Source organism: Phytomonospora sp. NPDC050363 (assembly GCF_040655735.1).
GTDB lineage: Bacteria > Actinomycetota > Actinomycetes > Mycobacteriales > Micromonosporaceae > Phytomonospora.
Window position 1 is genome coordinate 185,637 of record NZ_JBFAKK010000012.1, and the last position, 26,224, is coordinate 211,860.

The window sequence follows — 26,224 nt, forward strand, 5'->3', positions numbered from 1 at the left end:
GTAACGTTGGCCCTACCCCCGGTGGACGAAAGGCACGTCGATGTCGGCTTCCCCCGATCAGGGGCTCGTCGAGCGCGCGACGCGAAACGAACCCGAGGCCGTCACCGAGCTGTTCGCCGCCATCCGGCCGGGCGTCGTGCGCTACTGCCGCGCCCGTCTCGGGCGGATCGGCGGCGCCTACACCAGCGCCGACGACGTCGCGCAGGAAGTCTGCCTCGCCGTCTTCCGTGCCCTGCCGCGGTATCGGGACCGGGGACGCCCCTTCGCCGCCTTCGTGTTCGCGGTGGCCGCCAACAAGGTCGCCGACGCCCAGCGCTCGGCGATGCGCACCGCGTCGGCCGTCGTCGCGGTCGACGACCCGCCCGAACGAACCGATCCCGCCCCCGGACCCGAGGACCGCGCCCTCAACGCCGATCTGGCGCAGCGGCTCTCGGCCTACCTGTGCCTGCTGCCCGAACGGCAGCGCGAGATCCTGGTGCTGCGTATCGCCGTGGGCCTGTCCGCCGATGAGGTAGGTGAGGTGCTCGGCATGAGCGCGCCGCACGTGCGCGTCGCCCAGTCCCGAGCCCTGGCGCGACTGCGCGCACTCGCGAGCGATTCCTTCGACCGAGGCTTCGGAGAGGTGGTGACATGAACGCCGACGACGACCGGCTCCTCGACGCCCTCGCGCGCGGCGACGCCGAACCCTCCGCCGACAGCCTCGCGCCGATGCTCGCCGCCTGGCGCGAGGACATCGCCGCCGACCTCCCCGACTTCACCCTCGACGCGCCGCCCCCGGCTCCCCGCCGCTTCCGCCTCGCCATCGCCGCCGCGCTCGTGCTCGTCGCCGCCGCCTCCCTGGGATTCCTCGCCGCGAACGCCTCGCCCGACAGTCCACTGTGGCCGCTCACCCGGCTGCTCGCCCCCGAACACGCCGCCGAGGAACTCGCCGACCGCAACGCCGAGACCCTCCTCGAAGACGCCCGCCGAGCGCTCGCCGAGGGCGACGTCGCCGAGGTGCGGCGCCTGCTGTCCGAACTCGAAGGGCTGATCCCCACGCTCACCGACGAGGTCCACCGCGATCACCTGGTCAGTCAGGTCCTCGAACTGCGCGGGCAACTGCCCCCCGTCGAGCAGGAGCCCACCGAACAGCCCGAACTGATGGCGACCCCGCCGCCGCCCACCGACGAGCCGGACGAGTCCGACCCGACCACGAAGCCGAAAGGCCCCAAACCGCCGATCCCGACGCCCGAGGACGGCGCCGACGACGAGCAGGGCGATGAGGGCAAGGACCCCGAACCTCCCGTCCCGACCCTGCCCGGCGCGGGATGGCCGGGCGAGGGCTGGTCGGGCGAGGGCTGGTCGGGCGAGGACCTGCCGGTCACACTGCCGGGAATGCCGGACACGCCGTCGAAGTGAGGCCCGGGCGCCGTGCGCCGGAAAAAAGCCCTTCGGGACTGTTGCGTTCCGTCCCGCCGCCGCGATTTCACAGTGAGACCCGGACTTCACCCCGTCCGGGAGACGGTGGACGGGCTACCACCACTCCCGGCGCTCCGAGGCCCACCGGTTCGCCGCCATGTTCCGGTGCGGCCTCCCCGGAGGCGGGGCCCGTCGCACTCACCCCCGTCGACGGGTCCCGCCTCGCCAGCCCACCGCGGCACCGCCCAAGGGCCGCCGCGGTCCCGGCCGGGCGCATAGAGTCGACGGTGTGACTCTCTTGATCACCGATATCGGCGAACTCACCACCTGCGACCCGTCACTCGGCGAAGGCCCGACCGGCCTCCTGCGCGACGCGGCCCTGGTCATCGACGGCGGACGCGTCGCCTGGCTCGGACCGGCCGCCTCGGCACCCGCCGCCGACGAGGCCCTGTCGGCGCGGGGCGGCGCCGTGCTGCCCGGCTTCGTCGACAGCCACGCGCACCTGATCTTCGCCGGGGACCGCTCGGCGGAGTTCGCCGCGCGCATGGCCGGGGAGCCCTACCGGGCCGGCGGGATCCGCACCACCGTCGCCGCGACCCGCGCGGCCACCGACGAGGCCCTGCGCGCCAACGCCGCCCGGCACGTCGCCGAGGCCCTGCGCCAGGGCACCACCACGATCGAGATCAAGAGCGGCTACGGACTGTCCACTGAGGACGAGGCCCGCAGTCTGCGCATCGCCCGCGAGTTCACCGCCGAGACCACCTACCTCGGCGCCCACGTCGTCCCCGCCGACACCGACCCGGCCGAATACGTCGCGCTCGCCGCCGGCGAGATGCTCGACGCCTGCGCCACCTACGCGAAGTGGGCCGACGTGTTCTGCGAGCGCGGCGCCTTCGACGAGGACGCCGCCCGCACGATCCTCACCGCCGCCGCGAAGAAGGGCCTCGCGCTGCGCGTGCACGCCAACCAGCTCGGCGAGGGCCCCGGCGTGCGCCTGGCCGTCGAACTGGGCGCCGCCTCGGCCGACCACTGCACGTTCCTGTCGGACGCCGACGTCGACGCGCTCGCCGCATCGTCCACTGTGGCCACGCTGCTGCCGGGTGTGGAGTTCTCCACCAGGCAGCCGTATCCCGACGCGCGCCGGCTGATCGACGCGGGTGTCTCGGTGGCCATCGCCAGCGACTGCAACCCCGGATCCTGCTACACGTCGAGCATGCCGTTGATGATCGCCCTGGCCGTGCGGGAGATGCGGATGACCGTGCCGGAGGCGATCCTGGCGGCGACGGCGGGCGGCGCGCGGGCACTGCGGCGCGACGACGTCGGGCACCTGGGTGTCGGCGCGCGGGCCGATCTGTCCATTCTGGACGCGCCGAGCGCCCTGCATCTGGCCTACCGGCCGGGTGTGCCGCTGGTGCGCAAGGTCGTACGGGGCGGCGAGGTCGTCGTCTAGAACTGGTCGGGGTCGGGACGGGGCTCGGGCGGCGGGGCCGGCGCGGGCGCCTCGGGCTTCTCGGCGGGTTCGACGGGTGCGAGGAGCTTCAGGCGGATGCCGATACCGGCCAGCATGAGGCCGATTCCCAGCAGCGCGGCCGAGACGCTCTGCGGGTAGTCCTTGCCGAAGGTCGCCACCGCCGACCAGACCAGCGCGACGAACCCGAGGAAGAGCATCAGGCCGGACAGCATGGTGATGTCGCGGGCGGTCTCGGGGCGTGTTCTCGAGGGCATGCAGGCAACATACCCGCTTCTCGCGAAGGCCCCCAAGATCAACCGAACCGGTACATAGTGCTCCACAATGGACACTGTGCAGGTCGACGCGCGGTTCAGGGGTTCCTTTACGACCTCTTTAGGCGTAACCTCTGGCGTTATGCCACCCTCGTCGCCTCGCCAGAGGCAGCGGGGAGGACGTCTGTTCACCGTGCTGTTCTGGTGCGGTGTGGGGCTGGCCCCGGTGGCGGCGGGAACGCTGCTGCTGGGCGATGGTGGGGGCCCGTCGCGCACGTCCGTCCTGCTCGCCGTGTCCTCGATCGTCCTCATCGGACTGTCCATCGGATTGCGCAGTGATCCGCAGATCGTCTACGTGGAGCTCAGCGACGAGATCGCCCAGGTCCGCTACGAGTTCACCGACGCCGACGAGGCCGCCCGGCAGGCCATCGTCCGCGCCCGCACCGAGACCCGCGACCTCAAACTCGTCGTCGACGACCTGTGCGCGCGCCTGGTCGGCACCGCCCAGCAGACCCGCGACGCCCTCGACACCCGCACCGGGCAGCAACCGCTCATGCGCGCCGTCCCGGCGAACCTGCCCCGCCGCACCCCCGGCGACGACCGGCGCCCGCGCCACGCCGCCGCCGACGAGGAGCCCGAGATCCAGCTGGCGGCCAACCTCGGGTCGGTCGTCTCGCACACCACCGAGCGCGTCTCGGTGACCCGGCGGGAGACCACGCATTCCCCGACGCCGTACCGCAACCCGGTCACCTACGGCTCCGAGGCCGCGCCCGTCGTCCCCTCGCCCGACCCCCGGCGCACCCGCTTGCCGTCGCGCCCGCGCCACCCCGCCGACGATCCCGTCGCGGAGGGCTGGATAGCGGCGCTGCGAGAGACCGAGCGGCAGGCGGCGCGCGAGCCGGAGCAGTCGAAGTTCGACACCGGCCAGTTCTGGCGCGGTCCCGACAGCGAGTACCGCAGCCCCTCCCGCTACGCCGAACCCGCCCCCCGCGTATACCGCACCGAGGAGCGCAGCGCCGAGGTCCACTTCGGACACCGGCAGACCTTCGGCGAGCCCTACCGCGAGACCGAGGGCGAGGCGCAGCACTGGGACTACGGCCGCCGAAGCCACCCGGGCTGAGCGGGCACGGTCGCCGATAGCCGCTTGTCGGACGGACCCGAGGTCCCTACCCTGAGCCGAAGCGGGACCGCGCGCGGTCCCGCAGGCTGCGGTGCCGTGGCAGAGCGGCCCAATGCGATCGACGCGGGGAGGTCCCCCCACGTCGAGTGATGGGGACGGGGCGGGCCTGCCCCTAACCGTCCGCGGGTTCGAATCCCGTCGGCACCGCAGCCGCCCCGAGCTCCGGCACCGTCACTTGTCGATGTCCCCCACCACGAAGAACATCGACCCCAGCACCGCCACCAGGTCCGGCACCAGGCACCCCACCAGCAGCGTCGACAGCGCCTGCACGTTCGCGTACGACGCCGTCCGCAGCTTCAGCCGCCACGGCGTCTTCTCCCCGCGCGACACCAGGTAGTACCCGTTGATCCCCAGCGGGTTCTCCGTCCACGCGTACGTGTGCCCCTCGGGCGCCTTCACGACCTTCGGCAGCCGCGTGTTCACCGGCCCGGTCAGCGTGTCGACGCGCGCGAGGCACTGCTCGGCCAAGTCGAGCGACACGTACACCTGATCCAGCAGGCACTCGAAGCGCGCGTGGCAGTCCCCGGCGGTCCGCGTCACCACGGGCACGTCGAGCTCGCCGTAGGCGAGGTAGGGCTCGTCGCGGCGCAGGTCGAAGTCGAGCCCGGATGCCCGCGCGACCGGCCCGCTCACCCCGTAGGCGGCGGCCTTCTCGGCCGACAGCACCCCGACGCCGACGGTGCGCGCCAGGAAGATCTCGTTGCGCCGGATGATCGTGTCCAGGTCGGGCATCCGCCGACGGACTTCCCCGATCGCCTGCCGCGCACGGGAAGTCCAGCCCGCCGGCACCTCCTCCTTCAACCCGCCGATCCGGTTGAACATGAAGTGCATGCGCCCGCCGGCGACCTCCTCGAACACCGCCTGCAGGGTCTCGCGCTCGCGGAACGCGTAGAACACCGGCGTGATCGCGCCGATCTCCAGCGGGTAGGACCCGAGGAACATCAGGTGGTTGAGCACCCGGTTCAGCTCGGCCAGTGCCGTGCGCAGCCACACCGCGCGCTCGGGCACCTCGATGCCCATCAGGCGCTCGACGGCCAGCGCGACGCCCAGCTCCGAGCAGAACGCCGACAGCCAGTCGTGCCGGTTGGCGAGCATGAGGATCTGCCGGTAGTCGCGCACCTCGAACAGCTTCTCGGCGCCGCGGTGCATGTACCCGACGACGGGCTCGCACGCGGTCACGCGCTCCCCGTCGAGGTGCAGCTTGAGGCGCAGCACCCCGTGCGTCGACGGGTGCTGCGGCCCGATGTTGAGCACCATCTCGGTGGTGTCGAGCTGCTCGGCGCCCGCTCCGACGCCGACGGTCATCTCCCGCGCTGTGGCCATGCTCAGCAACTTACTCGCTGGAGCAGCCACCAGTGCGCTCCCAATCCGTACGGATCGGTCAGTTCGGCGACCTCGCCGACCCGCGCGAGCGCCCGCAGGTACCCCGCCGGGTCCTGCGAGGCCATCGCCAGCGGCGGCCGCTCGGCGCTGAAACCCAGTTCCCGCAGGGCTTCGCGCTGGCGGGCGAGGCTGGTGGTGCGGGCGCCCGCGGCGACTCCGGCGGCGGCGACGGCGTCCATGGCGACGTGCGCGGTGATGTCGCGCGACCCGTCGGGGACCGGGGGCAGTTCGCGCCCGGCGGCGAAGCCGGCGAGCGTCCCGAAGGGCGGCCGGTGGGTCCGCGTGTGTCCATAGTCGACGGCTAGTGCGACTCCGCGCTTCACCGTGGACACGATTCCGGCCCAGGCAAGGTCGCGGGGCCTGCCGATCTCGGCGCGCTGGCCCGGCTCCGACAGCGGCCACCACGTCGACAGCCACTCGTCGTCGACGGCCTCGCCGGTCGTGGTCGCACCCGAGACCGGGTCGACCAGCTCGGCGCACACGCGCCCGCCCTCGTCGACGGTCGCGACGTCCAGCGGCACGTTGTCGAGCCACTCGCACGCCAGCACCGCCCCGGTGACCCGCGACGGCGGCAGGTCGCGCCACTCGATGCGCGGGTCGAGCCCGACAGGCCGGTGGCGCAGCTCGACGCAGACGGGCCGCAGCCGGTCGGCGAAGGACTTGTCCACAGGGTTATCCACAGAGTTGTCCACAGGGTCTGTGGACAACGCGAGCACCGCCGACAGCAGCTCCCCGGAACCCGCGCCGATGTCGACGACCGTCAGCTCCTCGGGATGCCCCAGCGCAGCGTCGACCCGCCGCAGCACGCGCACGATCGCCTCGGCGAACACCGCCGACCGGTTGGCGCTCGTCGCGAAATGATCGGCCGGACGGTGCCGCCGGTAGAAGCCGTCGATGCCGTACAGCGCCTCCTGGATGGCCTTGCGCCACGTCGTCACCGCCACACCGGGGAGTCTGGCAGGCTTGCCGTACCCCACGCGAAGGGCGGTGGCGATGCCCGGCCACGAAGGTCTCCTCGACACCCTCGCGCGCGCCGACCGGCTCGCCCTGGCCGCGCACCTGCGCATCCCCGACCAGCCCGTCCGCGACGCCCTGGTCGAACTGCGCGGGCACCTGCGCGAACTCGCCGGAGCGGTCGCCGCGCGCCGACACCGCCTGCGCCCCGGTTTAACGGGCCTCGGACTGGTGGCCCTGGTCGCCGCGGCCTTCGCCGTGCCGGGCCCCTGGTTCGTGCTCTTCCCCCTGGCGGCGGTGCTCGGCCTGACCGGCTGGGCGCTGCGCGCACGCTCGAAGCCCGGCGTTCCGGATGTCGACCTGACCGTCCGCGACGTCCCCGTCCCCGCCACCGACGACCCTCGTACGCTCGTCACCGCCCTCGCCGAGGCCGTCACGTCGGTCACGGCCGAGACCCTGACCTGGCGCGTCACCCCCACCAAGGCCCGCGCCCCCGCGCCCCTGTCGGTCCACGCCGACGCCTGCACGGCTCGAATCGGCGCCCTCCTCGACGGCGAGGACGTCGCCGTCCCTCCACTGGAGCCCGACCCCCAGGTCGCCGCCGGCCTGCGCACCGCCCTCCCATGGATCCACGCCCTCGTCCACGAGGCCCACGCAGAGTGGAGCCGCGACCCGACGCGGGGAACGCGCAGGCTCGCGCACATGGACGCGGCTTACCGGCTCGTCGCACGCCACACCCCTCCCGCACCCACGACCACGGGAACCACCGTCGCCGACCTCGCCGGCGCGCTCGCCTGGACCGCGCTCCCGGCGGCCGCCACCGTGAGCCCCTGGCCCGTCGCCGCCGGACTCGCCGCGGTGGCGGCCGGGCTCGCCTACCTCGCCGTGCTCCCCGTCGGCCCCGACGACTGCCCGGGGGCCGCCTCCTTCGCGCGCGGCTGCGACAGCGGCGTGCTCGCCGTCGAGGCGGCCCGCAAGGCCGAGGAGGTCGCGGAGACCGTCGCCGAGCCGGTGTCGAGGGAGCTGCTGCGGGTTCGGGATCTGTTGCGGGGGCGGCGAAGGACGTAAGCTGCGAGCGCCCACTCCGCCTTGCCCAGGACGGTGCCCATGCACGACCTCGCCCTCGCCGACGCCTGCGCGCGCGCCGCCATCGAGCGGCTCGACGCGCCGGAGGCCGATCCGCGCTCGGTCGCCCTGCGCGCGACGCTGGAGGAGCTGCGGGGGCGGCTGGCGAGATCCGCCCGGATCAGGTCCTTGCGCATCCGGTGCGTCGCGGCGGTCGCGGCGCTCGCCGTCCCGGTCCTGCCGACCTCGCGTCAAGGGCGCGCGCACGTCCGTTCCCGGCAGCCCGAGGCGCCCGGCGGGCTGAAAGACCTCGCCGACGAGGTCGCCGGCATCCTCCAGGGCCTGGGAATCCTGGCCGGCCGACGTGCCCGGGTCCGCGTCGCGCACGCCGAGGTCGCCGCCGCCCGCGTCTGGAGCCTCGTCCACGGCGGCCCGCTGTTTCCCGTCGGGGAGAGCGAGCCCGGCCCCTGGCAGCCGAGGGCGTCGCGGCAGGAGGCCAAGCGCCTGCGGGAAGCCGCCGAGAGGCTGCACACCCTGATCCACCTCACCTGCGACGAGGCGGCCGCCGCCGACGATCCCGACGAGATCATCCACCGGCTCGCCCGCCTCGACGCGGCCCACCGCGGCCTCGGCGTCGCGGCGGAGCTGCTGCGGGGACGGCTGCCCGGGTGGGCGCGGGCGATGGTGCTCGCGATCCTGCCGGTGTATGTGGGCCTCGCGGCCGCGCTGGCCCCGTACATGCTCGGGATGGTCTTCGGACTCCTCGTCGTCTCCGCCGGCCAGAGAGTCAGGCAGCAGGCCTGCCCGAACCCGAACTTCACATGGTCGGTGGCGGCCGAACACGCCGGTGTGCTCACCGAGGTCGAAAGGGTCTTGGCGGCCGTTTCCCGCCTGCCCGCCGCCCGTGCGACCGCCGAACTCGCCGCCGCCCGCGAACTGCTGCGCTCGACCGGAGGCACGTAGGTGTCCACACGCCATGACCTGTCGCGCGCCGACGCCTGCGCGCGTGCCATGCTCACCCGCCTCGACACCGGCGAGCACGACCTCGACGCCGAGCGCGCCGCCACGCTGCGCCCCGCCGTCGAGGAACTCCGCTGGAAACTCGGCGAACTCTCCGGCCGAGGATTCACCGCACGGATCACCGGGACGTACGTGCTTCTTGCGCTCCCTGTCCTGGCCGGGCTCCTGCTACGCCTGGAGGGACCCGACGAGTGGCGGCTGCGTCTCGCGCTCGCGATTCCCGTCGCCGGGATCTGCGCGGTCCCGCTCGTGCTGTTCCGGTCCCTGTGGCGCCGCCGCCTCGTCCGTTCCCGGCAGCCTGAGCCGTCGGGCGGGCCGGCGGCGCTGGTCGACGAGATCACCGGCACGCTCCAGGGCCTCGGCATCCTGGCCGGGCGGGAGTTTCGCCTTCGGATCGCGCACGCCGAGGCCTGCGCGGCCCGCGCGTGGAGTCTCGTTCACGGCGGTCCACTGCTCGCGGTGCCGGAGTCCGAGGCCGGCCCACCGCGACCGAGGTGGTCGAGGCGCGAGGCGCGCGTGGTGGACGGCATCGCCCGGCGGGTGCACGAGCTCGCGCACGTCACCGGCGAGGAAGCGGCCGCCGCCGACGAGCCCGACGACGCCCTGCACCGGCTCGCCCGCTACGACGCCGCCCACGGCCGTCTCCGCGCGGCGGCCGACGAGCTTCGGGGCCGCCGACCGTGGTGGGAGGTCGCGAGCGTCCCTTTCGCCGCCTGCTCGGCGCTGGCCTGGACGGCGGCGTCCGTTTCCGCGACGTCGATCTACCTGGGCCTGCTCCAGGGCAGCCTGGCGGTGATCGCTCTGCGCGTCGCCGACCCCGCCGTCTGCCGCTTCCGCCCGGACCCGAACTTGCGAACCGCAATGGTCTCCCTGCACGCCGGGGTCCTCTTCGCGGTCGAGAAGTCCCTGGCCGACCTCGCCGACCTCGCCGGGCACCCGCCCGCGCCGGGGGCGAGTGTCCACCTGACCGCTGCGCGGGACTTCCTGCGCCCGACCGGAAAACCGTAGGTGCCCATGCGCGAGTGGCTAACGACCCTGCGCGGACCACGCTGGACGTCCCTTCTGGTCCCGGTCGTCGTTCTGGGCGGTTTCGCCCTCCCCATGCTGGGTGGGCTGGCGGTGGGGTGGAGTGTCCCCGGGTCCCGGCTCTGGGTCTACCTCGCGTCCGCGCCGGTCGCCGTGGCCTGCGCCGCCGTCTTCATCACGGCGGTGCGCATTCTCCTGCGGGAACCCGCCGAGCACCGGGCAGAGGACGAGGCCCCCACGCCCCCGCAGCGACCGAAGCGCCGCTGGCCCCAGCGCGCATGGCTCGTCGGGATGGCGTTCCTCGTCGTGAGCGGCATGGCGCGTGACCCGGTGACGACGCTGCTGACGCTGGGCGGCGGCGCGGTCGGCCTGGGGCTGTTGAGTGCGCTGAACCCGCCGAGCGAAGGTCTCCTCGGGCGGCTGACACGTGGCCTGCGACCGACCGGGCCCGCGAAGCCCTCGCGACCTAGTCGCGCAGGATCGCGAACCCGACGACCACGCGTGCCGCGACGCTGACGCGGCCCGGGCGCAGTTCGCCGCCGCCCGGGGCGGACTCGGCCATGGCGCGGTACATCACGGGGCCCTCTTCAGGGCCGTCGAGGTCTTCGAGGTGGACGACCGGGCCGAGGCGGACGCCCGCTGCCTGGGCGAGCAGGCCGGCGCGTTTGCGGGCGGCCTTCACGGCGTCGCGGCGGGCGCGTTCTTCGAGCGCGGCGGGGTCGGCGACGGTGAAGACGACGCCGTCGACCCGGTTGGCGCCCGCTTCGGTCGCGGCGACCAGGGCGGGTTCGAGGGCGTCGAGGTCGCGCAGCTCCACGGCGAAGGACGCCTCGCAGCGGTAGCCGAGGAAACGCCGCTCCTCGCCGTAGCCGTCGTACTCGGTCGACAGCGACAGGCGTGACTCCTCGACGGCCTCGTCGACGACGCCTCGCTCGCGCAGGGCCGCGCGGATGCGCTCGACGAGAGCGCGGGTCGCGGCGAAGGCCTCGGCGGCGCTCGGCTCGACGCGGGCGGTGCCGAGCTGGACGCGGGCCACGTCGGGGGCGGCGTGGGCGCGGGCCGAGCCGTGAGCGGTGAGGCCCCAGGGGTTGCCGATCTGAGCGGACATGTCGGCAGTCTAGGGAGGAAACCCGTCCGACGGGGGCGGTTGTGGCTGGCGTTAGATCCGGCTGAGGGCTCCGCCCCCAGCACCCCCGCTGGGTGGCTTCGCCCCCAGACCCCCACCAAGGACTCCGTCCCTGGACCCTGCTGGGGCGCTGCCCCAAACCCCGCCAGGAACTCCGTCCCTGGACCCGGACCTGCGCCTGGGTTGCGGGTCGTAGAGCGGTGCCGTGAGCGAAGGTCGGCCCGCGCCAGCGCGGGCGCGCTGCGCCTGGCGCGCGTGGGCGGCGACGGCCGAACGTGGGTGGCGGCGGAGCCGTCGGCAACCCACGCACCCCTCACCCGCCCCAACCCGGGCCACCCCCCGTCCTCGGCGTACGGCGCGGTGGCCACCGCAGCCGTCTCTGCCTGACCCCCACCCCGCCGAGCACAGACGGCGGAGGTGATCGCCGTGCCCAGCCGAGGACCGTGGCGAAGCCACGGATGCGGCGCAGCCGCCAGAAGCAACGGGCGGAGCCACTGGCAACCCACTATGCGAAACCTCACCCTTCGAAGGTCTCCCCCTGTGCCCTTTTCCTCGGGGATACTTGAGCAGGTTGACCGGTACCCCCCGTTGGACTGGATCAGGAGCCTGAGTTCGATGACGAACGCCGCCCGCCTCACCGTCGGTGTGATCTCCGCTGGACGTGTGGGCTCTGTGCTCGGTGCCGCTTTGGCTCGCGCGGGTCATCACGTCATCGCCGTCACGGCGGTCTCCGATGCCTCTCGTGCCCGCGCCGAGCGTCTTCTGCCGCAGGCGGAACTGGCTCCAGCCGAGCGGGTCGCCGATCTCGCCGAACTGCTCATCCTCGCTGTTCCCGACGACACCCTTCCGGGCCTCGTCAAGGGTCTCGCCGAGACCGGCCACATCGCTCCGGGGCGGATCGTCGCCCACGTGTCCGGCAGCCAGGGCATCGGCGTTCTCGAACCCGTCACCCGGCAAGGCGCGCTCGCGCTCGCCTTGCACCCCGCGATGACGTTCACCGGTCGCGCCGAGGATGTCGAGCGTCTCTCCGGGATCTCCTTCGGTGTCACCGCTCCCGAGCCGGCGCGGGTGATCGCCGAGGCGCTGGTCGTCGAGATGGGCGGGGAGCCGGAGTTCATCGCCGAGGAGCACCGCGCGCTCTACCACGCGGGTCTCACGCACGGCGCGAATCACCTGGTCACGCTCGTCAACGAGGCCTGCGACGTGCTGCGCGCAGCCGGGGTCCTGATGCCCCAGCGGATGATCGCGCCGCTGTTGTCGGCGGCCCTCGACAACACCTTGCGCCTGGGCGACTCGGCGCTGACCGGTCCCGTCTCACGCGGCGACGTCGGCACGGTCGCGGCGCACCTGGAGGCCCTGGTGGCCGACGCCCCCGACTCCGTCGCCGCCTACGTCGCCCTGGCCCGCCGCACCGCCGACCGCGCCATCGACAGTCACCGTCTCTCCCCCGAAGCCGCCGAACCCCTTCTCGGCGTGCTCGCCGATCGCCCTCAGGAGAAGTCGTCATGACCGTTCTCGTCCCCGACCGGGCCGCTCTGGCCGAGGTCCGCGCGGGCATGACCGGCCGGGTCGCGGTCGTCATGACCATGGGCGCCCTGCACGAGGGCCACCGGGCTCTCATGCGCGACGCCCGCGGGCGCGCCGACCACGTGATCGTCACCGTCTTCGTCAACCCGCTCCAGTTCGGGCCGACGGAGGACTTCGACCGCTACCCGCGCACCCTCGACGCCGACCTGGCCGTCTGCCGTGAGGAGGGCGTCGACGCGGTCTTCGCTCCTACCCGCGAGGACATGTACCCGGGCGGGAAACCCAAGGTCACCGTCGACCCGGGTCCGGCCGGCGCGATCCTGGAGGGCGCGTTTCGGCCCGGCTTCTTCGGCGGCGTGCTCACCGTCGTCGCCAAGCTCCTCAACGTCACCCGGCCCGACGTGACCTGCTTCGGCGAGAAGGATTTCCAGCAGCTCGCCATGGTCCGCGCGATGGCCGACGACCTGTCCTTTCCCGTGGAGGTCATCGGCGTGGAGACCGTGCGGGAGGACGACGGCCTGGCCAAGTCGAGCCGCAACGTCTACCTCTCCGACGAGGAGCGCGCCGCCGCCCCCGGCATCCACGCCGCCATGCAGTCCGGTGCGTCACTCGCGGGTAAAGGAGCGAGCGCCGCCGACGTTCGTGCCCATGTGATCAGTGAACTCCCCGGCGGGATCGACCTCGACTATGTGGAGGTCACCTCACCCGACCTGGGGCCGGCGCCCACCGTAGGCCCGGCCCGGCTACTGTTCGCCGGCCGACTGGGCGCCACCCGGCTCATCGACAACATCCCCCTCACCGTGGAGGCGAAGTGATGCTCCTCCGTACCATGCTCAAGTCCAAGATCCACCGGGCCACGGTCACGCAGGCCGACCTGCACTACATCGGCTCGGTCACCGTCGACGAGGACCTCCTCGACGCCGCCGACCTGATCGCGGGCGAGCAGGTCGCGATCGTCGACATCACCAACGGCGCACGCTTGGAGACCTACGTCATCCCGGGTGAGCGCGGTTCGGGCGTGATCGGCATCAACGGCGCCGCGGCGCACCTGGTGCATCCCGGTGACCTGGTGATCCTGATCTCTTATGGGCAGATGGACGACGCGACGGCGCGGGCGCATCAGCCGCGGGTCGTGCACGTCAACGCCGACAACCAGGTCATCGAGCTGGGCGCCGACCCCTCGGCGGCCGTCGCCGGGACCGCGGGAAACCCCCGCCGTTCTCCGCACGCTATATCGGTGCACGGTCATGGTCGTTAGGCCGTAGGCTCCGATCCCATGGCAAGCAATGGCGACACCCCCGCGGCCGAGAAGGCCGAGAAGCCGGAGCCGAGCGACGACCTGGTGTCGACGCAGCACACCCTGACCTCTCCAGGCTTTGAGGATCTGCACTACACCGCCACGACGGGACGGATCGTCCTGCGCGAGGAGGAGCACACCGACGACGTGTTCGAGGGCCACAAGGCGAAGGCCGAGCTGTCGATCACGTCCTATGTCGTGGACAACGGGGACGGGCCCCAGCGCCCGGTGACCTTCGCGTTCAACGGCGGTCCGGGTTCGTCCAGCGTGTGGCTGCACCTGGGCCTGCTCGGTCCGCGCCGGGTCGTCATGGGTGACGCCGGTGCCCCGCTTCCGCCCCCGTACGGGCTGACCGACAACCACGAGACGCTGCTGCGCGACTCCGACCTGGTCTTCATCGACCCGGTGTCGACGGGCTACTCGCGGGCCGTCGAAGGCGGGAAGGCCAAGGACTACCACGGGTACCTCAAGGACGTGGAGTCCATCAGCGAGGTCATCCGCCTGTGGGTGACGCGCAACAACCGCTGGCTGTCGCCGAAGTTCCTGTGCGGCGAGTCCTACGGGACGCTGCGCGCCGCCGCGGTCGCCGAGCACCTCCAGAACCGCCACGGCATGTACCTCAACGGTCTGGCGATGATCTCGCTGACGATCGACCTGGGCACCCTGGACTTCACCGACCACAACGACATCCCCTACATCACCTACCTCCCGACGTACGCGGCCATCGCGCACTACCACGGGAAACACGGCGACCGCTCCCTCGCCGACGTCGTCGCCGAGGCCGAGGCCTACGCCGCGAAGGACTACCCGTGGGCACTCCAGCGCGGCCACCGCCTCACCGCCGAGGAGCGGGCGGAGGCCGTGTCGACCCTGGCGCGCCTGACGGGCCTGTCGGAGGACTACGTCGACCGCGTCGACCTGCGCGTCGAGCACATCCGCTTCTCCTCGGAGCTGCTGCGCAGCGAGCGCCTGGTCGTGGGCCGCCTCGACGGCCGCTTCACCGGCGAGGACAGCGACTACGGCCGCGAGCACTGGAGCGCCGACCCGTCCATGTCGGCGATCAGCGGGCCCTACACGGCCGCGCTGAACCACTATCTGCGCGCCGAGCTGACCTACGAGAGCGACCTGCCCTATGAGGTCATCTCGCGCCGGGTGCACCCGTGGTCGTACAAGGAGTTCGAGGGCCGCAACATCTCCGTGGCCGACAAGCTGGCCGCCGCCATGCGCGTCAACCCGGCCCTGCGCGTCCAGGTCGCCTGCGGCTACCACGACGCGGCGACGCCGCACTTCGCCGCCGAGTACACGCTGAACCGCCTGGCCGTCAGCCGCGAGCTGTACGGCAACATCGAGTACAAGTACTACGAGGCGGGCCACATGATGTACGTGCACGAGGAGTCGCGCCTGCAACAGTCGGCCGACCTCGCGGCGTTCGTCCGAGGCGAGCGGTGACGACCCCGACCGGACCGGACCTGGGCGGGCTCGGCACGCTGCCGCGCCTGCCCAGGCGCCTGAAGGCCGCCGACCCGTCCTGGACCGAGACGACCGACGTGTGCGTCATCGGCTCGGGCATCGCCGGCCTCACCACCGCCCTGCACCTGCGCGAGGCGGGCCTGCACGTCACCGTCGTCACGAAGGTCGACATCGACGACGGCTCGACGCGCTGGGCGCAGGGCGGCATCGCCGCCGTCCTCGACCCCCTCGACACCCCCGCCGCGCATGCCGTCGACACCGAGATCGCCGGCGTCGGCCTCTGCGACCCCGAGGCCGTCAAGGTCCTCGTCAACGAAGGCCCCGCGCAGGTCCGCGAACTGATCCGCACCGGCGCCGCCTTCGACCGCAACGCCGACGGGTCCCTCCAGCTCACCCGCGAGGGCGGGCACCGCGCCAAGCGCATCATCCACGCCGGCGGTGACGCCACCGGCGCGGAAGTCCAGCGCGCCCTGCACGCCGCCGTGCACCGCGACCCGTGGATCCGGCTCATCGAGCACGCCCTGGTCCTCGACCTCCTCACCGACGAGAACGGGCGCGCCTGCGGCGTCAGCCTGCACGTCCTCGGCGAGGGCACCGAGGACGGCGTCGGCGGGATCCTCGCCCGCGCGGTCGTGCTCGCCACCGGCGGCCTCGGGCAGATCTTCGCGACCACCACGAACCCGTCGGTGTCCACCGGCGACGGCGTGGCGCTCGCGCTGCGCGCCGGCGCGGTCGTCACCGACCTGGAGTTCGTCCAGTTCCACCCCACCGCCCTGTACCTCGGCGGCGTCCGCGGCGGCGACGACCGCCAGCCCCTCATCAGCGAGGCCCTCCGCGGCGAAGGCGCGCACCTCGTCGACGCCGACGGGGAGCGCTTCATGGTCGGCGCGCACGAACTGGCCGAGCTCGCCCCGCGCGACGTGGTCGCCAAGGGCATCACGCGCGTCATGCTCCGCGAGGGCTCCGACAACGTGTGGCTCGACGCCCGCCACCTCGGCAAGGCCATGCTGGAGGAGCGTTTCCCGACGATCCTGGCCGCCTGCCGCGCCGTCGGCGTCGACCCCGTCGACGGGCTCATCCCCGTCGCCCCGGCCGCGCACTACGCCTCCGGCGGTGTCCGCACCGACCTGCACGGACGCACCTCGGTCCCCGGGCTGTACGCCTGCGGCGAGGTCGCCTGCACCGGTGTGCACGGCGCGAACCGGCTCGCCTCGAACTCGCTCCTGGAGGGCCTGGTCTTCGCGCGCCGCATCGCCGACGACCTCGCCCGCGACCTGCCCAGTCAGTCCGATCCCAAGCCCATGCCCCGCGACTGCCCCCAGTGGGTCGCGTCGACCGCCTCGCGCGCCGAACTCCAGCGCGCCATGACCCGCGGCGCGGGGGTTCTGCGCCACGCCGACGGCCTGTCGGAGGTCGCCGAGACCCTCGGCGCGCTCGGCAAGGCCCGTAGCGGCCGTCCGCGCACCGAGACATGGGAGGTCACCAACCTCCTCACCGTCGCCAGCGCCCTCGTCTCGGCCGCGCACAGTCGCACCGAGACGCGCGGCTGCCACTGGCGAGAGGACCACCCCGAAGCCGTCGACGCCTGGCGTGGTCATCTGCTGGCGTCGATCGGCCCGGACGACCAGCTCACCACCGCCTGGGAGGCCATCAGATGAGCCCGACCACCGACACCAGGAACACCGTCGACCGCCTCGAAGCGGCCGGCCTCGACCTCCTGGAGGTCACCCGCATCGTCCGCAACACCCTCGCCGAGGACCTCGGCGGCCCCGACGGGGCCGACGTCACCTCCGTGGCGACCATCGACGAGAAGGCCGTCGCCACCGCCGACATCGTCGCCCGCGCTCAGGGCGTCGTCGCCGGGCTTCCGGTGGCCGCGATGGTCTTCGAGGCGGCGTCGAACACCGCCGCCGAGTTCGTCTACGCCGTCGACGAGGGCACCGAGGTCGAACCCGGCACGATCCTCGGCACCGTCACCGGCCCGGCCCGCTCGATCCTCACCGCCGAGCGCAGCGCGCTGAACCTGCTGTGCCGCATGTCCGGCGTGGCGACCCACACCCGCGCCTGGGCGCGCACCCTGCACGGCTTCAAGGCGACCGTCCTCGACACCCGTAAGACCACGCCCGGTCTGCGGATCCTGGAGAAGTACGCGGTACGCGCCGGAGGCGGCGACAACAAGCGCATGGGCCTCTACGACGTCGCCATGATCAAGGACAACCACAAGCTCGCCGCCGGCAGCATCACCGCCGCCTACCAGCGGGTGCGGCAGGCGTTCCCGAAGGTGCGCGTGCAGGTCGAGGTGACCACCGTCGGGGAGGCCCTGGAGGCCGTCAAGGCCGGCGCGGACTTCCTGCTGTGCGACAACATGGACACCGAAACCCTCACGAAGGTCGTCGTGGCCGTCGGCGGCCGCGCCGAACTGGAGGCGACGGGAAACCTGACCCTGCCCCACGCGGTCGCCTACGCCAAGACGGGTGTGGACTACTTGTCGGTGGGCGCGCTGACCCACTCCTCGCCCATCGTGGACATCGCCCTCGACCTGAGGCAGTGAAATAGGAGCATCGGATGCTGCTGTGCATCGACGTCGGTAACACCAACACCGTCCTGGCCACCTTCGACGGCGACAAGCTCGTGCACTCGTGGCGAATCCGCACGGACTCGCGGGCCACCGCCGACGAGCTCGCGCTCATGCTGCGCGGGCTGCTGGCCGGCGACAACGTGCAGATCACCGGCGTCGCGCTGTGCTCGACCGTCCCGCAGGCCGGCCGCGAGATCCACCGGATGCTGGAGCGCCACTACGGCGGCGTGCCCAACGTCGTCGTGGGCCCCGGCACGAAGACCGGCGTGCACCTGGCGATCGACAACCCCAAGGAGGTCGGCGCCGACCGGGTCACCAACACCCTGGCGGCCTACACCCTCTACGGGGGCCCGGCGATCATCGTCGACTTCGGCACCTCCACCAACATCGACGTGATCAGCGGCAAGGGCGAGTTCCTCGGCGGGGCCTTCGCGCCCGGTATCGAGATCTCCATCGACGCCCTGGCGCAGCGGGCCGCGCAGCTGCACAAGGTCGAGCCGGTCAAGCCGCGCTCGGTGATCGGGAAGAACACGACCGAGTGCCTCCAGTCGGCGATCGTGTACGGCTTCGCCGGGCAGGTCGACGGGCTGGTGTCGCGGATGATCACCGAGCTGGGCGGGTCGGTGGCGGCGGTGGTCGCCACGGGCGGTCTGGCGCCGGTGGTGATCGGGGAGTGCGCGACGGTCACGCACTACGAGCCGATGCTGACGCTGATCGGGCTGCGGATGATCTACGAGAAGAACGCCTGACCCGTAACGCGAACGACGGCCGCCCCTCCGTGGAGAGGCGGCCGTCGTCGTTTCACGTCATCAGCCGGTGCAGTACACCTTGGGGCCGCAGATGTAGGCGTCGAAGCCCTGGCACAGCGGCGAGTTGTACTCCCAGTAGCAACCGGCGGCCTTGGCCTCCTGCTTGGGGACGAGGCGGGCGAGTACGCGGTCGGTGATCGTGGCGAGTTTCTTCATGACGGGTTCCTCCTTGGGAATGGTGAGGTGGTTCCGGTCGCCGCCCGGGGCCGGGGGAGCGGCCCCGGGGGCAGTCATGGCGGTCTAGAAGCAGGGCCCGACCTGGCCGTTGAGGCAGACGTTGCAGTAGCCCTCGGGCCGCTCCTCCATCCAGCACACCGTCGCCGAGGCGTCGGTCTTGGGGACGAGCCGGCCGAGGACGCGGTCGGCGAGTTTCGCGAGCTTCTTCATGGGAACCTCCTCGATGGGACCGGTCGGGCACCGGCCTGCAAGCCATGATCACGACGCTCGGATGCCCGGTCAATACCCCGCCGGATGGTTCGTCCTTGTTCGCCCCGATCTCATATGCGGTGGGATGTGCGGTTTTCGGTCGCCCTCGGCCATCACGTGCTCCTCTCCGCACGAATCCAGGGGGAGCGGGGTGTCGTTGAGCAGTCGACCCCGCGCGGTCGGTGATCACTCCACGCGTGGCGGGACCTCGTCGAACGAACTCGGCCGCCGTCCGCCGGGAGCGGCCGGTCCGGAGGGCCTTCCGGTGGGATGATCGGGGTCATGACCGCCGATGATCGTCAAGCCCGCTCCTTCGGCCAGGCCGCCGACGCCTACGACGCCATCCGGCCCAGCTATCCGCGCGAGGCCATCGAATGGGCGCTGGGAACCGAGCCGCTGGAGGTCGTCGACCTCGGCGCAGGCACCGGCATCCTCAGCCGCCTGCTGGCCGCCGTCGGGCACCGTGTGACGGCCGTCGACCCCGACCACAAGATGCTCGCCGCCCTGCGCGCCAAGAGCGCCGGAGTCGCCGACGCCAGACCCGGCGACGCCGAGCACATCCCGCTCCCCGACGCCTCCGCCGACGCGGTCACCGCCGGCCAGGCCTATCACTGGTTCGACCCCGGACACGCCCACCCGGAGATCGCGCGCGTCCTGCGCCCCGGCGGTGTGTTCGTGCCCATCTGGAACATCCGCGACAGTTCCGTGCCCTGGGTCGCCGAGATGTCCGAGTACATCGGCACCTCCAAGGCCGAACGCACCGTCCGCCAACTCGAGGGCAGCCACTTCCCGCCCTACTTCGAACCCACCGAGCGCTTCGAGACCCGCTACACCAGGCCCTTCGACGAGGACGCGCTCGTCGAACTGGTCAAGTCCCGCTCCTACTACCTGACCGGCGACGACGCCCACCGCGCCGAACTCGAACGACGCGCCCGCGACCTCGTCCACACCCACCCCGACCTCGCCGGCCGCGACACTTTCGAGCTGCCCTACGTGACCGTCGCCTACCGTCTACGGCACAACGGCTAAAAGCCGTCGAGAGCGCTTCGGGGCGGCACGTATTCTGGGGTGGATTTTTCTTCTGGCCCGCGCGAATGCGCGGACCGGCCGAGTTTCCACCAAGAAGGACATACGCCGTGAGCGACAGCCCAGCCGTACCCGGAATCGAGGATCTGCCCGAGCAGATGCGGATCAGGCGCGAGAAGCGTGCCGAGCTGCTCGCCTCGGGCGCCGAACCGTATCCGCTGGGCGCCAAGCGCACGCATACCCTCGCCGAGATCCGCGCGAAGTACGCCGAGCTGGCCACCGACACCGCCACCGGCGACAAAGTGTCCGTGACCGGGCGCGTCATGTTCATGCGCAACACCGGCAAACTGTGTTTCGCGACACTTCGCGAAGGCGACGGCACCGAATTGCAGGCCATGCTCTCGCTGGCCAATGTCGGCGAGGAGCGACTCGGCGAGTGGAAGCACCTCGTCGACATCGGCGACCAGGTCGTCATCGCCGGCGAGATCATCTCCAGCCGCCGGGGCGAGCTTTCCGTGCTCGCCGACGAGTGGGAGATGACCGCGAAGGCGCTTCGGCCCCTTCCCGTCGCGCACAAGGACATGAGCGAGGAAATGCGCGTCCGGCAGCGCTATGTCGACCTCATCATGCGTCCCGGCGCGCAGAAGACGGTGCGGACCCGTTCGGCTGTCGTACGGTCTCTTCGCGAACAGTTCCACGAGCGTGGTTTCATGGAGGTCGAGACCCCCATGCTCCAGCCGATTCACGGCGGAGCATCGGCGCGGCCCTTCGCGACCCACAGTAACGCTTTCGATACGGATCTATTCTTGCGGATCGCACCGGAGTTGTACCTGAAACGCTGCGTGGTCGGCGGACTGGACAAGGTATTCGAGATCAATCGGAATTTTCGCAACGAGGGCAGTGACTCTAGTCACGCGCCGGAGTTCGCAATGCTCGAAGCCTATGAGGCGTACGGGAACTACGACACCGTCGCGGCTCTCGTTCGTGATCTAGTCCAGGGCACCGCGCGTGACGCCTTTGGCTCCACTGTGGTCACCCACGCCGACGGAACCGAGTACGACCTGGGCGGACAGTGGAGGGAAGTGACGCTGTTCGGTGCCATTTCCGAAGCGCTGGGTGAGGAAGTCACCGTCCGGACCCCGTACGAAACCCTCAAGAAGCACGCCGAGCGGATCGAACTGGACGTCGATCCGGTCTGGAGCGCCGGTCAGCTCGCCGAGGAGATTTTCGAGGAACTCGTCGTCGACAAACTGGTCGCGCCCACGTTTGTGCGCGACTACCCGGTGGAGACGTCCCCCCTGGTTCGCGACCACCGCAGCGAACCGGGCCTTACCGAGAAATGGGACCTCTACGCCGTAGGCGTCGAGCTGGGAACCGGCTACTCGGAGCTCGTCGACCCCGTCATCCAGCGAGAACGTTTCGTGCAGCAGGCGCGTCAGGCGGCGCGCGGCGACGCCGACGCGATGCGCCTCGACGAGGATTTCCTGCGGGCAATGGAGTACGGCATGCCCCCGCTGGGCGGCTTCGGCATGGGCATTGACCGGCTGCTGATGATGCTCACCGGCCTGGGAATCCGGGAAACCATCCTCTTCCCAATGCTGCGGCCCGAGTAGGCCGAACGGACGAGTCGAAGATCATCAGTCGGGCTCATGAACCGCAGGTCGACGCGCTAATAGAGAGCTTGCGGTTTTGTTTGGCTATAGCGTGGGCTATCGTATGCTCGTACGAATAAACTTTCGGGGCATTCACGAAGGGAACCCAGGTGGCGCAGAAAGTTCAGGTAATCCTCGTCGATGACCTCGACGGCGGCAAGGCCGACGAGTCCGTGAAGTTCGGTCTCGATGGGAAGATCTATGAGATCGACCTGGCGGCCGACAAGGCGCAGACCTTGCGTGAGGCCCTCGCCGACTACGTCGCGGCCGGGCGTCCCATTGGCCGGTTCCCTTCGATCGGCGGCAAAGCTCCGGTCGGCGTGCCGGGTCGCGCGGTGCGCCCGACTACCGATCGTGAGCAGAACAAGGCCATTCGCGATTGGGCCAAGAGCAAAGGCAAGCCCGTCTCCGACCGCGGTCGCATTCCGCAGGAGATCATCGACGAGTACCACGCGCAGGCCGGACACTGACGTCGGCTCGGCATAACGGTCACGACCCCACCACGCGAAGTGTGGTGGGGTCGTGTTATTTGTGACGATGTTGTCGGGGCGGTTTGTGCGGGCTCTGCCATTTCAGGCGCTTCTTCTCCCTCGACGTCCGCCGAGTCCCGGCCCGTCCGGTGCGAGGGCTCATTGTCGCCGCGACGGCAGCCGTCACACAGTGCACTTCGCCACCTGATGCCCGGAGAGCCGCCGCGCGTGCCTCCGGCGGGCGCCCCGCCCCAAGCGCCCGCTTTCCTCCCGAGCGTCACGAGCCGTCCGGTTCGAGCCCTGTCCGGGCCCTCGAACCCCCGACACGTTTGCTTCCCGTGTTCGCTGATGGCGTACAACCACACTCCGGCGGAACACACCGCCCGCCACGTAGGTTGGGCACTTGGAGTGTCCGTGACCGACGATAGAGTGAAGACCCGGGCACTTGGCACTAACCGACCCGGACCGGCAACACGCCGGGCCACTGAGGTATAGAGGTCCGGCCGGCGTCGGGAGCCCCGTCGCAGGTATGTGAGGAGCACGAGAGAATGTTTGAGAGGTTCACCGACCGAGCGCGGCGGGTTGTCGTCCTGGCCCAAGAAGAGGCCCGGATGCTCAATCACAACTACATCGGCACCGAGCACATCCTGCTCGGGCTCATCCACGAGGGTGAAGGCGTCGCCGCCAAGGCTCTGGAGAGCCTCGGCATCTCGCTCGAGGGCGTCCGCCAGCAGGTGGAGGAGATCATTGGGCAGGGCCAGCAGGCCCCGAGTGGGCACATCCCGTTCACCCCGCGCGCCAAGAAGGTCCTAGAGCTGTCCTTGCGCGAGGCATTGCAGCTCGGCCACAACTACATCGGCACTGAGCACATCCTTCTCGGCTTGATCCGCGAAGGCGAGGGTGTCGCCGCTCAGGTGCTCATCAAGCTCGGCGCCGACTTGAACCGCGTCCGCCAGCAGGTCCTCCAGCTGCTGTCGGGCTACCAGGGCGGCAAGGAGCAGGCCACGGCCGGCGCCGCGACGGGCGAGCAGTCCCCGTCGACGTCGCTGGTCCTCGACCAGTTCGGCCGCAACCTCACGCAGGCGGCCCGGGACGGCAAGCTCGACCCGGTCATCGGCCGTGAGCGTGAGATCGAGCGCGTCATGCAGGTCCTGTCGCGCCGTACCAAGAACAACCCCGTGCTGATCGGCGAGCCCGGCGTCGGCAAGACCGCCGCCGTCGAGGGCCTCGCGCAGGCCATCGTCAAGGGCGAGGTGCCCGAGACCCTCAAGGACAAGCACCTCTACACCCTCGACCTCGGCGCGCTCGTCGCCGGTTCCCGCTACCGCGGTGACTTCGAGGAGCGCCTGAAGAAGGTCCTCAAGGAGATCCGCACCCGCGGCGACATCATCCTGTTCATCGACGAGATCCACACCCTCGTCGGAGCCGGTGCCGCCGAAGGCGCGATCGACGCGGCCAGCATCCTCAAGCCGATGCTCGCCCGCGGCGAACTCCAGACGATCGGCGCGACGACCCTCGACGAGTACCGCAAGTACCTGGAGAAGGACGCCGCTCTCGAGCGCCGCTTCCAGCCGATCCAGGTCGACGAGCCGACCCTCGCTCACACGATCGAGATCCTCAAGGGCCTTCGCGACCGCTACGAGGCGCACCACCGCGTGTCCATCACCGATGACGCCCTCGTCGCCGCGGCGACCCTCGCCGACCGCTACATCTCCGACCGCTACCTCCCGGACAAGGCGATCGACCTGATCGACGAGGCCGGCGCCCGCATGCGCATCCGCCGCATGACCGCGCCGCCGGACCTCCGCGACTTCGACGACCGCATCGCCCAGGCGAGGCGCGACAAGGAGTCGGCGATCGACGCGCAGGACTTCGAGCGCGCCGCGCAGCTGCGCGACAAGGAGAAGCAGCTGATCGACCAGCGCGACCGTCGCGAGAAGGAATGGAAGGCCGGGGACCTCGACGTCGTCAGCGAGGTCGACGACGAGATGATCGCCGAAGTGCTGGCGAACTGGACCGGCATCCCCGTGTACAAGCTGACCGAGGAAGAGACCTCGCGTCTGCTGCACATGGAGGACGAGCTCCACAAGCGCATCATCGGGCAGACCGACGCGGTCAAGGCCGTGTCGCAGGCGATCCGCCGTACCCGGGCGGGCCTGAAGGACCCCAAGCGGCCCTCCGGCTCGTTCATATTCGCCGGACCGTCGGGCGTCGGTAAGAGCGAGCTGAGCAAGGCGCTGGCCGAGTTCCTGTTCGGTTCCGAGGACGCGCTGATCCAGCTCGACATGTCGGAGTTCCACGACCGCTACACGGTGTCCCGCCTCGTCGGTGCGCCTCCCGGATACGTCGGATACGACGAGGGCGGCCAGCTGACCGAGAAGGTGCGCCGCAAGCCGTTCTCGGTGGTCCTGTTCGACGAGATCGAGAAGGCCCACGCCGACGTGTTCAACACGCTCCTCCAGATCCTGGAGGACGGCCGCCTGACCGACGGTCAGGGCCGGATCGTGGACTTCAAGAACACCGTCATCATCCTGACCACCAACCTCGGCACGCGTGACGTCGCCAAGGCCGTCTCGATGGGCTTCCAGTCCGACGACGACGGTGGCGAGGCCAGCTACGAGCGGATGAAGCAGAAGGTCAACGACGAGCTCAAGCAGCACTTCCGGCCTGAGTTCCTCAACCGCATCGACGACACCATCGTCTTCCCGAAGCTCTCGGAGAGCGAGATCGTCTCGATCGTGGACCTGATGCTGCACCGCATCGAGGAGCAGCTCAAGAACAAGGACATGACCCTGGAGACCACCCCCGGCGCCCGCCTGTACCTGGGCACCAAGGGATACGACCCCGTTCTGGGCGCCCGGCCGCTGCGCCGCACGATCCAGCGCGAGATCGAGGACAGTCTCTCGGAGAAGATCCTGTTCAACGAGATCCGGCCCGGCCAGATCGTCATCGTCGATGTGGAAGGCGAGCCGACCGACATCGAGAACTCCCACCTCACGTTCCGCGCCGCCGACAAGCCGGCGTTGGTGGAGGTGCCCGACGCGCCTCCGGCCGACCTGACGGCCGAGCCGACGACGAACGGTGGGGACGAGAAGAAGAAGTAGGCGGGCTGCTCTGGGGTGGCGTGCTGCTTCGGTGGTGGGCCGCTCTGGGTGGTGTGAGACGACGGCGGCGCCGTCGGTCCGTGAGGACCGGCGGCGCCGCTTCGCGTGGGTGGGTGGTGGGCGGGGGAGGGGTGCGTGCCGGCCTGTGCTTTCGTTTCGGTGTGTTTCGTGCCGGGGTGCCTTCGTGCCGGGGTGCCTTCGTGCCGGGGTGCCTTCGTGCCGGGGTGCTGAGCGTTAACGACTGGGGGGTCAGGCAGGCGTGCCCTCGCGCGTTGCGGCTTCGTCTCCGCGCTTTCCTGCCTGCGTCGACGTCTCGGTGGCTCCGGCCTTCCGCGTTTGCTTTTACGCTTCCGGTCCCTGGTGCCCTGCGGGCTGCGCCACGTGTCGCCGCGGCTTCGTGTCTCCGCCCCGCCGCTTCTCCGTGACCTCGCGTCTCGCGTCTTGGGGCACGCTTGGGCCTTCCGCGTCTCGGTGCCTTCGTGGCTTGCGTCCACGTCTCTGGGGCTTCGCTCCTCCGTCTTTACATCCCTCGGCCCGTTCGCCCCTTCCGTGACCTCGCGCCTCGCGTCACGCCTGCACCCCTCCGCGCTTCGTCCCTCCACCTCCACCTCTGCCCTTCGTCCCTCTGCGTCTTGCGGCTGCGCGCTCGCCCCTTCTCTGCCGCAGCTTCTTTCGTCGTGTGTGGCTCTTGCGTGGTCTTGGCGTAAGTTCCTGGGGCGCTGCCCCAGACCCCGGGCCTCACTCCGGAAACGTTGGGGTGCCTCTCCCTCCTGGCTGGCGCCCCACTGGCGCTTCACCCTGCAGAAGGTTTGGGGTTGGGTGTGTGGGGTGTTTCCGTCTCACGGCCTGTTCAAGGGCACCTGGGGAACCTGCCGGGGTCAAGGGGAAGTGCGCCCTTGACCCCGGCAGAACCCCCAGGTAGGTCCAATCACCGGCCGACCGACGGAAACACACCTCCAGGCGAGGTTTCTGCCGTGCTTCGCACGGCAGC

25 protein-coding genes and 1 pseudogene are annotated in these 26,224 nt (G+C 71.0%); 20 read left to right on the plus strand and 6 right to left on the minus strand.

What is annotated here, in order from left to right; genetic code table 11:
• The first annotated feature begins 40 nt into the window (after nucleotides 1–40).
• From shbA to hutI, 3 genes are all read left to right on the plus strand, one after another.
• Nucleotides 41–634 (plus strand): RNA polymerase sigma factor ShbA, encoded by a 594-nt coding sequence (gene shbA, locus AB0I28_RS29015; protein WP_357498588.1) that lies wholly within the window; start codon nucleotides 41–43, stop codon nucleotides 632–634.
• Entirely contained in the window at nucleotides 631–1,398 is a 768-nt protein-coding gene (locus tag AB0I28_RS29020) for a hypothetical protein (RefSeq protein WP_357498590.1), read from the plus strand. Before shbA ends, AB0I28_RS29020 begins: the two co-directional genes overlap by 4 nt.
• A gap of 289 nt (nucleotides 1,399–1,687) precedes the next feature.
• Nucleotides 1,688–2,848: an imidazolonepropionase gene (gene hutI / locus AB0I28_RS29025; protein WP_357498592.1), complete on the plus strand. Its 1,161-nt coding sequence runs from the start codon at nucleotides 1,688–1,690 to the stop codon at nucleotides 2,846–2,848.
• On the opposite strand, the gene AB0I28_RS29030 is transcribed toward hutI, so the two are convergent.
• On the minus strand, nucleotides 2,845–3,123 hold the full coding sequence (locus AB0I28_RS29030; protein ID WP_357498594.1) for a hypothetical protein: 279 nt from the start codon (nucleotides 3,121–3,123) through the stop codon (nucleotides 2,845–2,847). The genes hutI and AB0I28_RS29030 overlap by 4 nt on opposite strands.
• A 139-nt stretch (nucleotides 3,124–3,262) precedes the next feature.
• Between AB0I28_RS29030 and AB0I28_RS29035 the strand changes: the two genes are divergently transcribed.
• Nucleotides 3,263–4,240, plus strand: coding sequence for a hypothetical protein (locus AB0I28_RS29035; RefSeq protein ID WP_357498596.1), 978 nt, complete (start codon nucleotides 3,263–3,265; stop codon nucleotides 4,238–4,240).
• Nucleotides 4,241–4,330: 90 nt separating this feature from the next.
• Nucleotides 4,331–4,447, plus strand: a pseudogene (locus tag AB0I28_RS29040).
• Between the two features lie 24 nt (nucleotides 4,448–4,471).
• On the opposite strand, the gene AB0I28_RS29045 reads toward AB0I28_RS29040, so the two are convergent.
• Together AB0I28_RS29045 and AB0I28_RS29050 are read right to left on the minus strand one after the other, a co-directional pair.
• Complete coding sequence (locus AB0I28_RS29045; RefSeq protein ID WP_357498598.1) at nucleotides 4,472–5,623, minus strand: NADH-quinone oxidoreductase subunit D; 1,152 nt, start codon at nucleotides 5,621–5,623, stop codon at nucleotides 4,472–4,474.
• 2 nt (nucleotides 5,624–5,625) lie between these two features.
• Nucleotides 5,626–6,627, minus strand: coding sequence for an SAM-dependent methyltransferase (locus tag AB0I28_RS29050; protein WP_357498599.1), 1,002 nt, complete (start codon nucleotides 6,625–6,627; stop codon nucleotides 5,626–5,628).
• A gap of 49 nt (nucleotides 6,628–6,676) precedes the next feature.
• On the opposite strand from AB0I28_RS29050, the gene AB0I28_RS29055 reads away from it, so the two are divergent.
• Genes AB0I28_RS29055 through AB0I28_RS29070 form a run of 4 tightly spaced genes read left to right on the plus strand, consistent with a single transcriptional unit; the run spans nucleotide 6,677 to nucleotide 10,264 of the window.
• A complete protein-coding gene (locus AB0I28_RS29055; RefSeq protein ID WP_357498601.1) occupies nucleotides 6,677–7,705 on the plus strand; it encodes a hypothetical protein in 1,029 nt (342 codons plus the stop codon).
• 39 nt (nucleotides 7,706–7,744) lie between these two features.
• The gene (locus AB0I28_RS29060) at nucleotides 7,745–8,665 is read left to right on the plus strand and encodes a hypothetical protein (protein WP_357498603.1); all 921 of its coding nucleotides are present in this window, start codon (nucleotides 7,745–7,747) and stop codon (nucleotides 8,663–8,665) included.
• Nucleotides 8,666–9,730, plus strand: coding sequence for a hypothetical protein (locus tag AB0I28_RS29065; RefSeq protein ID WP_357498605.1), 1,065 nt, complete (start codon nucleotides 8,666–8,668; stop codon nucleotides 9,728–9,730).
• 6 nt (nucleotides 9,731–9,736) lie between these two features.
• Nucleotides 9,737–10,264 (plus strand): hypothetical protein, encoded by a 528-nt coding sequence (locus tag AB0I28_RS29070; RefSeq protein WP_357498606.1) that lies wholly within the window; start codon nucleotides 9,737–9,739, stop codon nucleotides 10,262–10,264.
• Here the strand turns inward: AB0I28_RS29070 and AB0I28_RS29075 are convergent.
• The gene (locus AB0I28_RS29075) at nucleotides 10,215–10,856 is read right to left on the minus strand and encodes an SIMPL domain-containing protein (protein WP_357498608.1); all 642 of its coding nucleotides are present in this window, start codon (nucleotides 10,854–10,856) and stop codon (nucleotides 10,215–10,217) included. The genes AB0I28_RS29070 and AB0I28_RS29075 overlap by 50 nt on opposite strands.
• A gap of 633 nt (nucleotides 10,857–11,489) precedes the next feature.
• Here AB0I28_RS29075 and AB0I28_RS29080 point away from each other — a divergent pair.
• From AB0I28_RS29080 to AB0I28_RS29110, 7 genes are read left to right on the plus strand one after another with little or no spacing between them, the layout of a single operon-like run.
• Nucleotides 11,490–12,383 (plus strand): DUF2520 domain-containing protein, encoded by an 894-nt coding sequence (locus AB0I28_RS29080; RefSeq protein WP_357498610.1) that lies wholly within the window; start codon nucleotides 11,490–11,492, stop codon nucleotides 12,381–12,383.
• Nucleotides 12,380–13,216 (plus strand): pantoate--beta-alanine ligase, encoded by an 837-nt coding sequence (panC, locus tag AB0I28_RS29085; protein WP_357498612.1) that lies wholly within the window; start codon nucleotides 12,380–12,382, stop codon nucleotides 13,214–13,216. Before AB0I28_RS29080 ends, panC begins: the two co-directional genes overlap by 4 nt.
• Complete coding sequence (panD, locus tag AB0I28_RS29090; RefSeq protein WP_357498614.1) at nucleotides 13,216–13,659, plus strand: aspartate 1-decarboxylase; 444 nt, start codon at nucleotides 13,216–13,218, stop codon at nucleotides 13,657–13,659. The genes panC and panD overlap by 1 nt, the downstream gene beginning before the upstream one ends.
• An 18-nt stretch (nucleotides 13,660–13,677) precedes the next feature.
• Nucleotides 13,678–15,147, plus strand: coding sequence for a peptidase S10 (locus AB0I28_RS29095; protein WP_357498615.1), 1,470 nt, complete (start codon nucleotides 13,678–13,680; stop codon nucleotides 15,145–15,147).
• Nucleotides 15,144–16,826: an L-aspartate oxidase gene (locus AB0I28_RS29100; RefSeq protein WP_357498617.1), complete on the plus strand. Its 1,683-nt coding sequence runs from the start codon at nucleotides 15,144–15,146 to the stop codon at nucleotides 16,824–16,826. The genes AB0I28_RS29095 and AB0I28_RS29100 overlap by 4 nt, the downstream gene beginning before the upstream one ends.
• A complete protein-coding gene (nadC, locus tag AB0I28_RS29105; protein WP_357498618.1) occupies nucleotides 16,823–17,719 on the plus strand; it encodes a carboxylating nicotinate-nucleotide diphosphorylase in 897 nt (298 codons plus the stop codon). Before AB0I28_RS29100 ends, nadC begins: the two co-directional genes overlap by 4 nt.
• Before the next feature lie 14 nt (nucleotides 17,720–17,733).
• Complete coding sequence (locus AB0I28_RS29110) at nucleotides 17,734–18,495, plus strand: type III pantothenate kinase (protein WP_357498620.1); 762 nt, start codon at nucleotides 17,734–17,736, stop codon at nucleotides 18,493–18,495.
• A gap of 60 nt (nucleotides 18,496–18,555) precedes the next feature.
• On the opposite strand, the gene AB0I28_RS29115 is transcribed toward AB0I28_RS29110, so the two are convergent.
• Both AB0I28_RS29115 and AB0I28_RS29120 read right to left on the minus strand, forming a co-directional pair.
• Nucleotides 18,556–18,711 (minus strand): hypothetical protein, encoded by a 156-nt coding sequence (locus tag AB0I28_RS29115; protein ID WP_357498622.1) that lies wholly within the window; start codon nucleotides 18,709–18,711, stop codon nucleotides 18,556–18,558.
• Nucleotides 18,712–18,795: 84 nt separating this feature from the next.
• Nucleotides 18,796–18,942, minus strand: a complete 147-nt coding sequence (locus tag AB0I28_RS29120; protein WP_357498624.1) for a hypothetical protein — start codon at nucleotides 18,940–18,942, stop codon at nucleotides 18,796–18,798.
• Nucleotides 18,943–19,263: 321 nt separating this feature from the next.
• Here AB0I28_RS29120 and AB0I28_RS29125 point away from each other — a divergent pair, with 321 nt between their 5' ends.
• The 4 genes from AB0I28_RS29125 to AB0I28_RS29140 all read left to right on the plus strand — a co-directional run bounded on the left by AB0I28_RS29125 (nucleotide 19,264) and on the right by AB0I28_RS29140 (nucleotide 25,233).
• A complete protein-coding gene (locus tag AB0I28_RS29125) occupies nucleotides 19,264–20,010 on the plus strand; it encodes a class I SAM-dependent methyltransferase (RefSeq protein WP_357498626.1) in 747 nt (248 codons plus the stop codon).
• 107 nt (nucleotides 20,011–20,117) lie between these two features.
• Nucleotides 20,118–21,620, plus strand: a complete 1,503-nt coding sequence (gene lysS / locus AB0I28_RS29130) for a lysine--tRNA ligase (RefSeq protein WP_357498628.1) — start codon at nucleotides 20,118–20,120, stop codon at nucleotides 21,618–21,620.
• Nucleotides 21,621–21,769: 149 nt separating this feature from the next.
• Nucleotides 21,770–22,129: an Lsr2 family protein gene (locus tag AB0I28_RS29135; RefSeq protein WP_357498630.1), complete on the plus strand. Its 360-nt coding sequence runs from the start codon at nucleotides 21,770–21,772 to the stop codon at nucleotides 22,127–22,129.
• A gap of 548 nt (nucleotides 22,130–22,677) precedes the next feature.
• Nucleotides 22,678–25,233 (plus strand): ATP-dependent Clp protease ATP-binding subunit, encoded by a 2,556-nt coding sequence (locus AB0I28_RS29140; protein ID WP_357498632.1) that lies wholly within the window; start codon nucleotides 22,678–22,680, stop codon nucleotides 25,231–25,233.
• Nucleotides 25,234–26,224: the final 991 nt, after the last annotated feature.

Bases quoted from the DNA above. Each gene is read 5' to 3' on its own strand.
- shbA (WP_357498588.1), top strand. From the start codon at position 41: ATGTCGGCTTCCCCCGATCAGGGGCTCGTCGAGCGCGCGACGCGAAAC.
- AB0I28_RS29020 (WP_357498590.1), top strand. From the start codon at position 631: ATGAACGCCGACGACGACCGGCTCCTCGACGCCCTCGCGCGCGGCGAC.
- AB0I28_RS29030 (WP_357498594.1), bottom strand. From the start codon at position 3,123: ATGCCCTCGAGAACACGCCCCGAGACCGCCCGCGACATCACCATGCTG.
- AB0I28_RS29035 (WP_357498596.1), top strand. From the start codon at position 3,263: ATGCCACCCTCGTCGCCTCGCCAGAGGCAGCGGGGAGGACGTCTGTTC.
- AB0I28_RS29045 (WP_357498598.1), bottom strand. From the start codon at position 5,623: ATGGCCACAGCGCGGGAGATGACCGTCGGCGTCGGAGCGGGCGCCGAG.
- AB0I28_RS29055 (WP_357498601.1), top strand. From the start codon at position 6,677: ATGCCCGGCCACGAAGGTCTCCTCGACACCCTCGCGCGCGCCGACCGG.
- AB0I28_RS29060 (WP_357498603.1), top strand. From the start codon at position 7,745: ATGCACGACCTCGCCCTCGCCGACGCCTGCGCGCGCGCCGCCATCGAG.
- AB0I28_RS29070 (WP_357498606.1), top strand. From the start codon at position 9,737: ATGCGCGAGTGGCTAACGACCCTGCGCGGACCACGCTGGACGTCCCTT.
- AB0I28_RS29075 (WP_357498608.1), bottom strand. From the start codon at position 10,856: ATGTCCGCTCAGATCGGCAACCCCTGGGGCCTCACCGCTCACGGCTCG.
- AB0I28_RS29080 (WP_357498610.1), top strand. From the start codon at position 11,490: ATGACGAACGCCGCCCGCCTCACCGTCGGTGTGATCTCCGCTGGACGT.
- panC (WP_357498612.1), top strand. From the start codon at position 12,380: ATGACCGTTCTCGTCCCCGACCGGGCCGCTCTGGCCGAGGTCCGCGCG.
- panD (WP_357498614.1), top strand. From the start codon at position 13,216: ATGCTCCTCCGTACCATGCTCAAGTCCAAGATCCACCGGGCCACGGTC.
- AB0I28_RS29095 (WP_357498615.1), top strand. From the start codon at position 13,678: ATGGCAAGCAATGGCGACACCCCCGCGGCCGAGAAGGCCGAGAAGCCG.
- nadC (WP_357498618.1), top strand. From the start codon at position 16,823: ATGAGCCCGACCACCGACACCAGGAACACCGTCGACCGCCTCGAAGCG.
- AB0I28_RS29110 (WP_357498620.1), top strand. From the start codon at position 17,734: ATGCTGCTGTGCATCGACGTCGGTAACACCAACACCGTCCTGGCCACC.
- AB0I28_RS29115 (WP_357498622.1), bottom strand. From the start codon at position 18,711: ATGAAGAAACTCGCCACGATCACCGACCGCGTACTCGCCCGCCTCGTC.
- AB0I28_RS29120 (WP_357498624.1), bottom strand. From the start codon at position 18,942: ATGAAGAAGCTCGCGAAACTCGCCGACCGCGTCCTCGGCCGGCTCGTC.
- AB0I28_RS29125 (WP_357498626.1), top strand. From the start codon at position 19,264: ATGACCGCCGATGATCGTCAAGCCCGCTCCTTCGGCCAGGCCGCCGAC.
- AB0I28_RS29140 (WP_357498632.1), top strand. From the start codon at position 22,678: ATGTTTGAGAGGTTCACCGACCGAGCGCGGCGGGTTGTCGTCCTGGCC.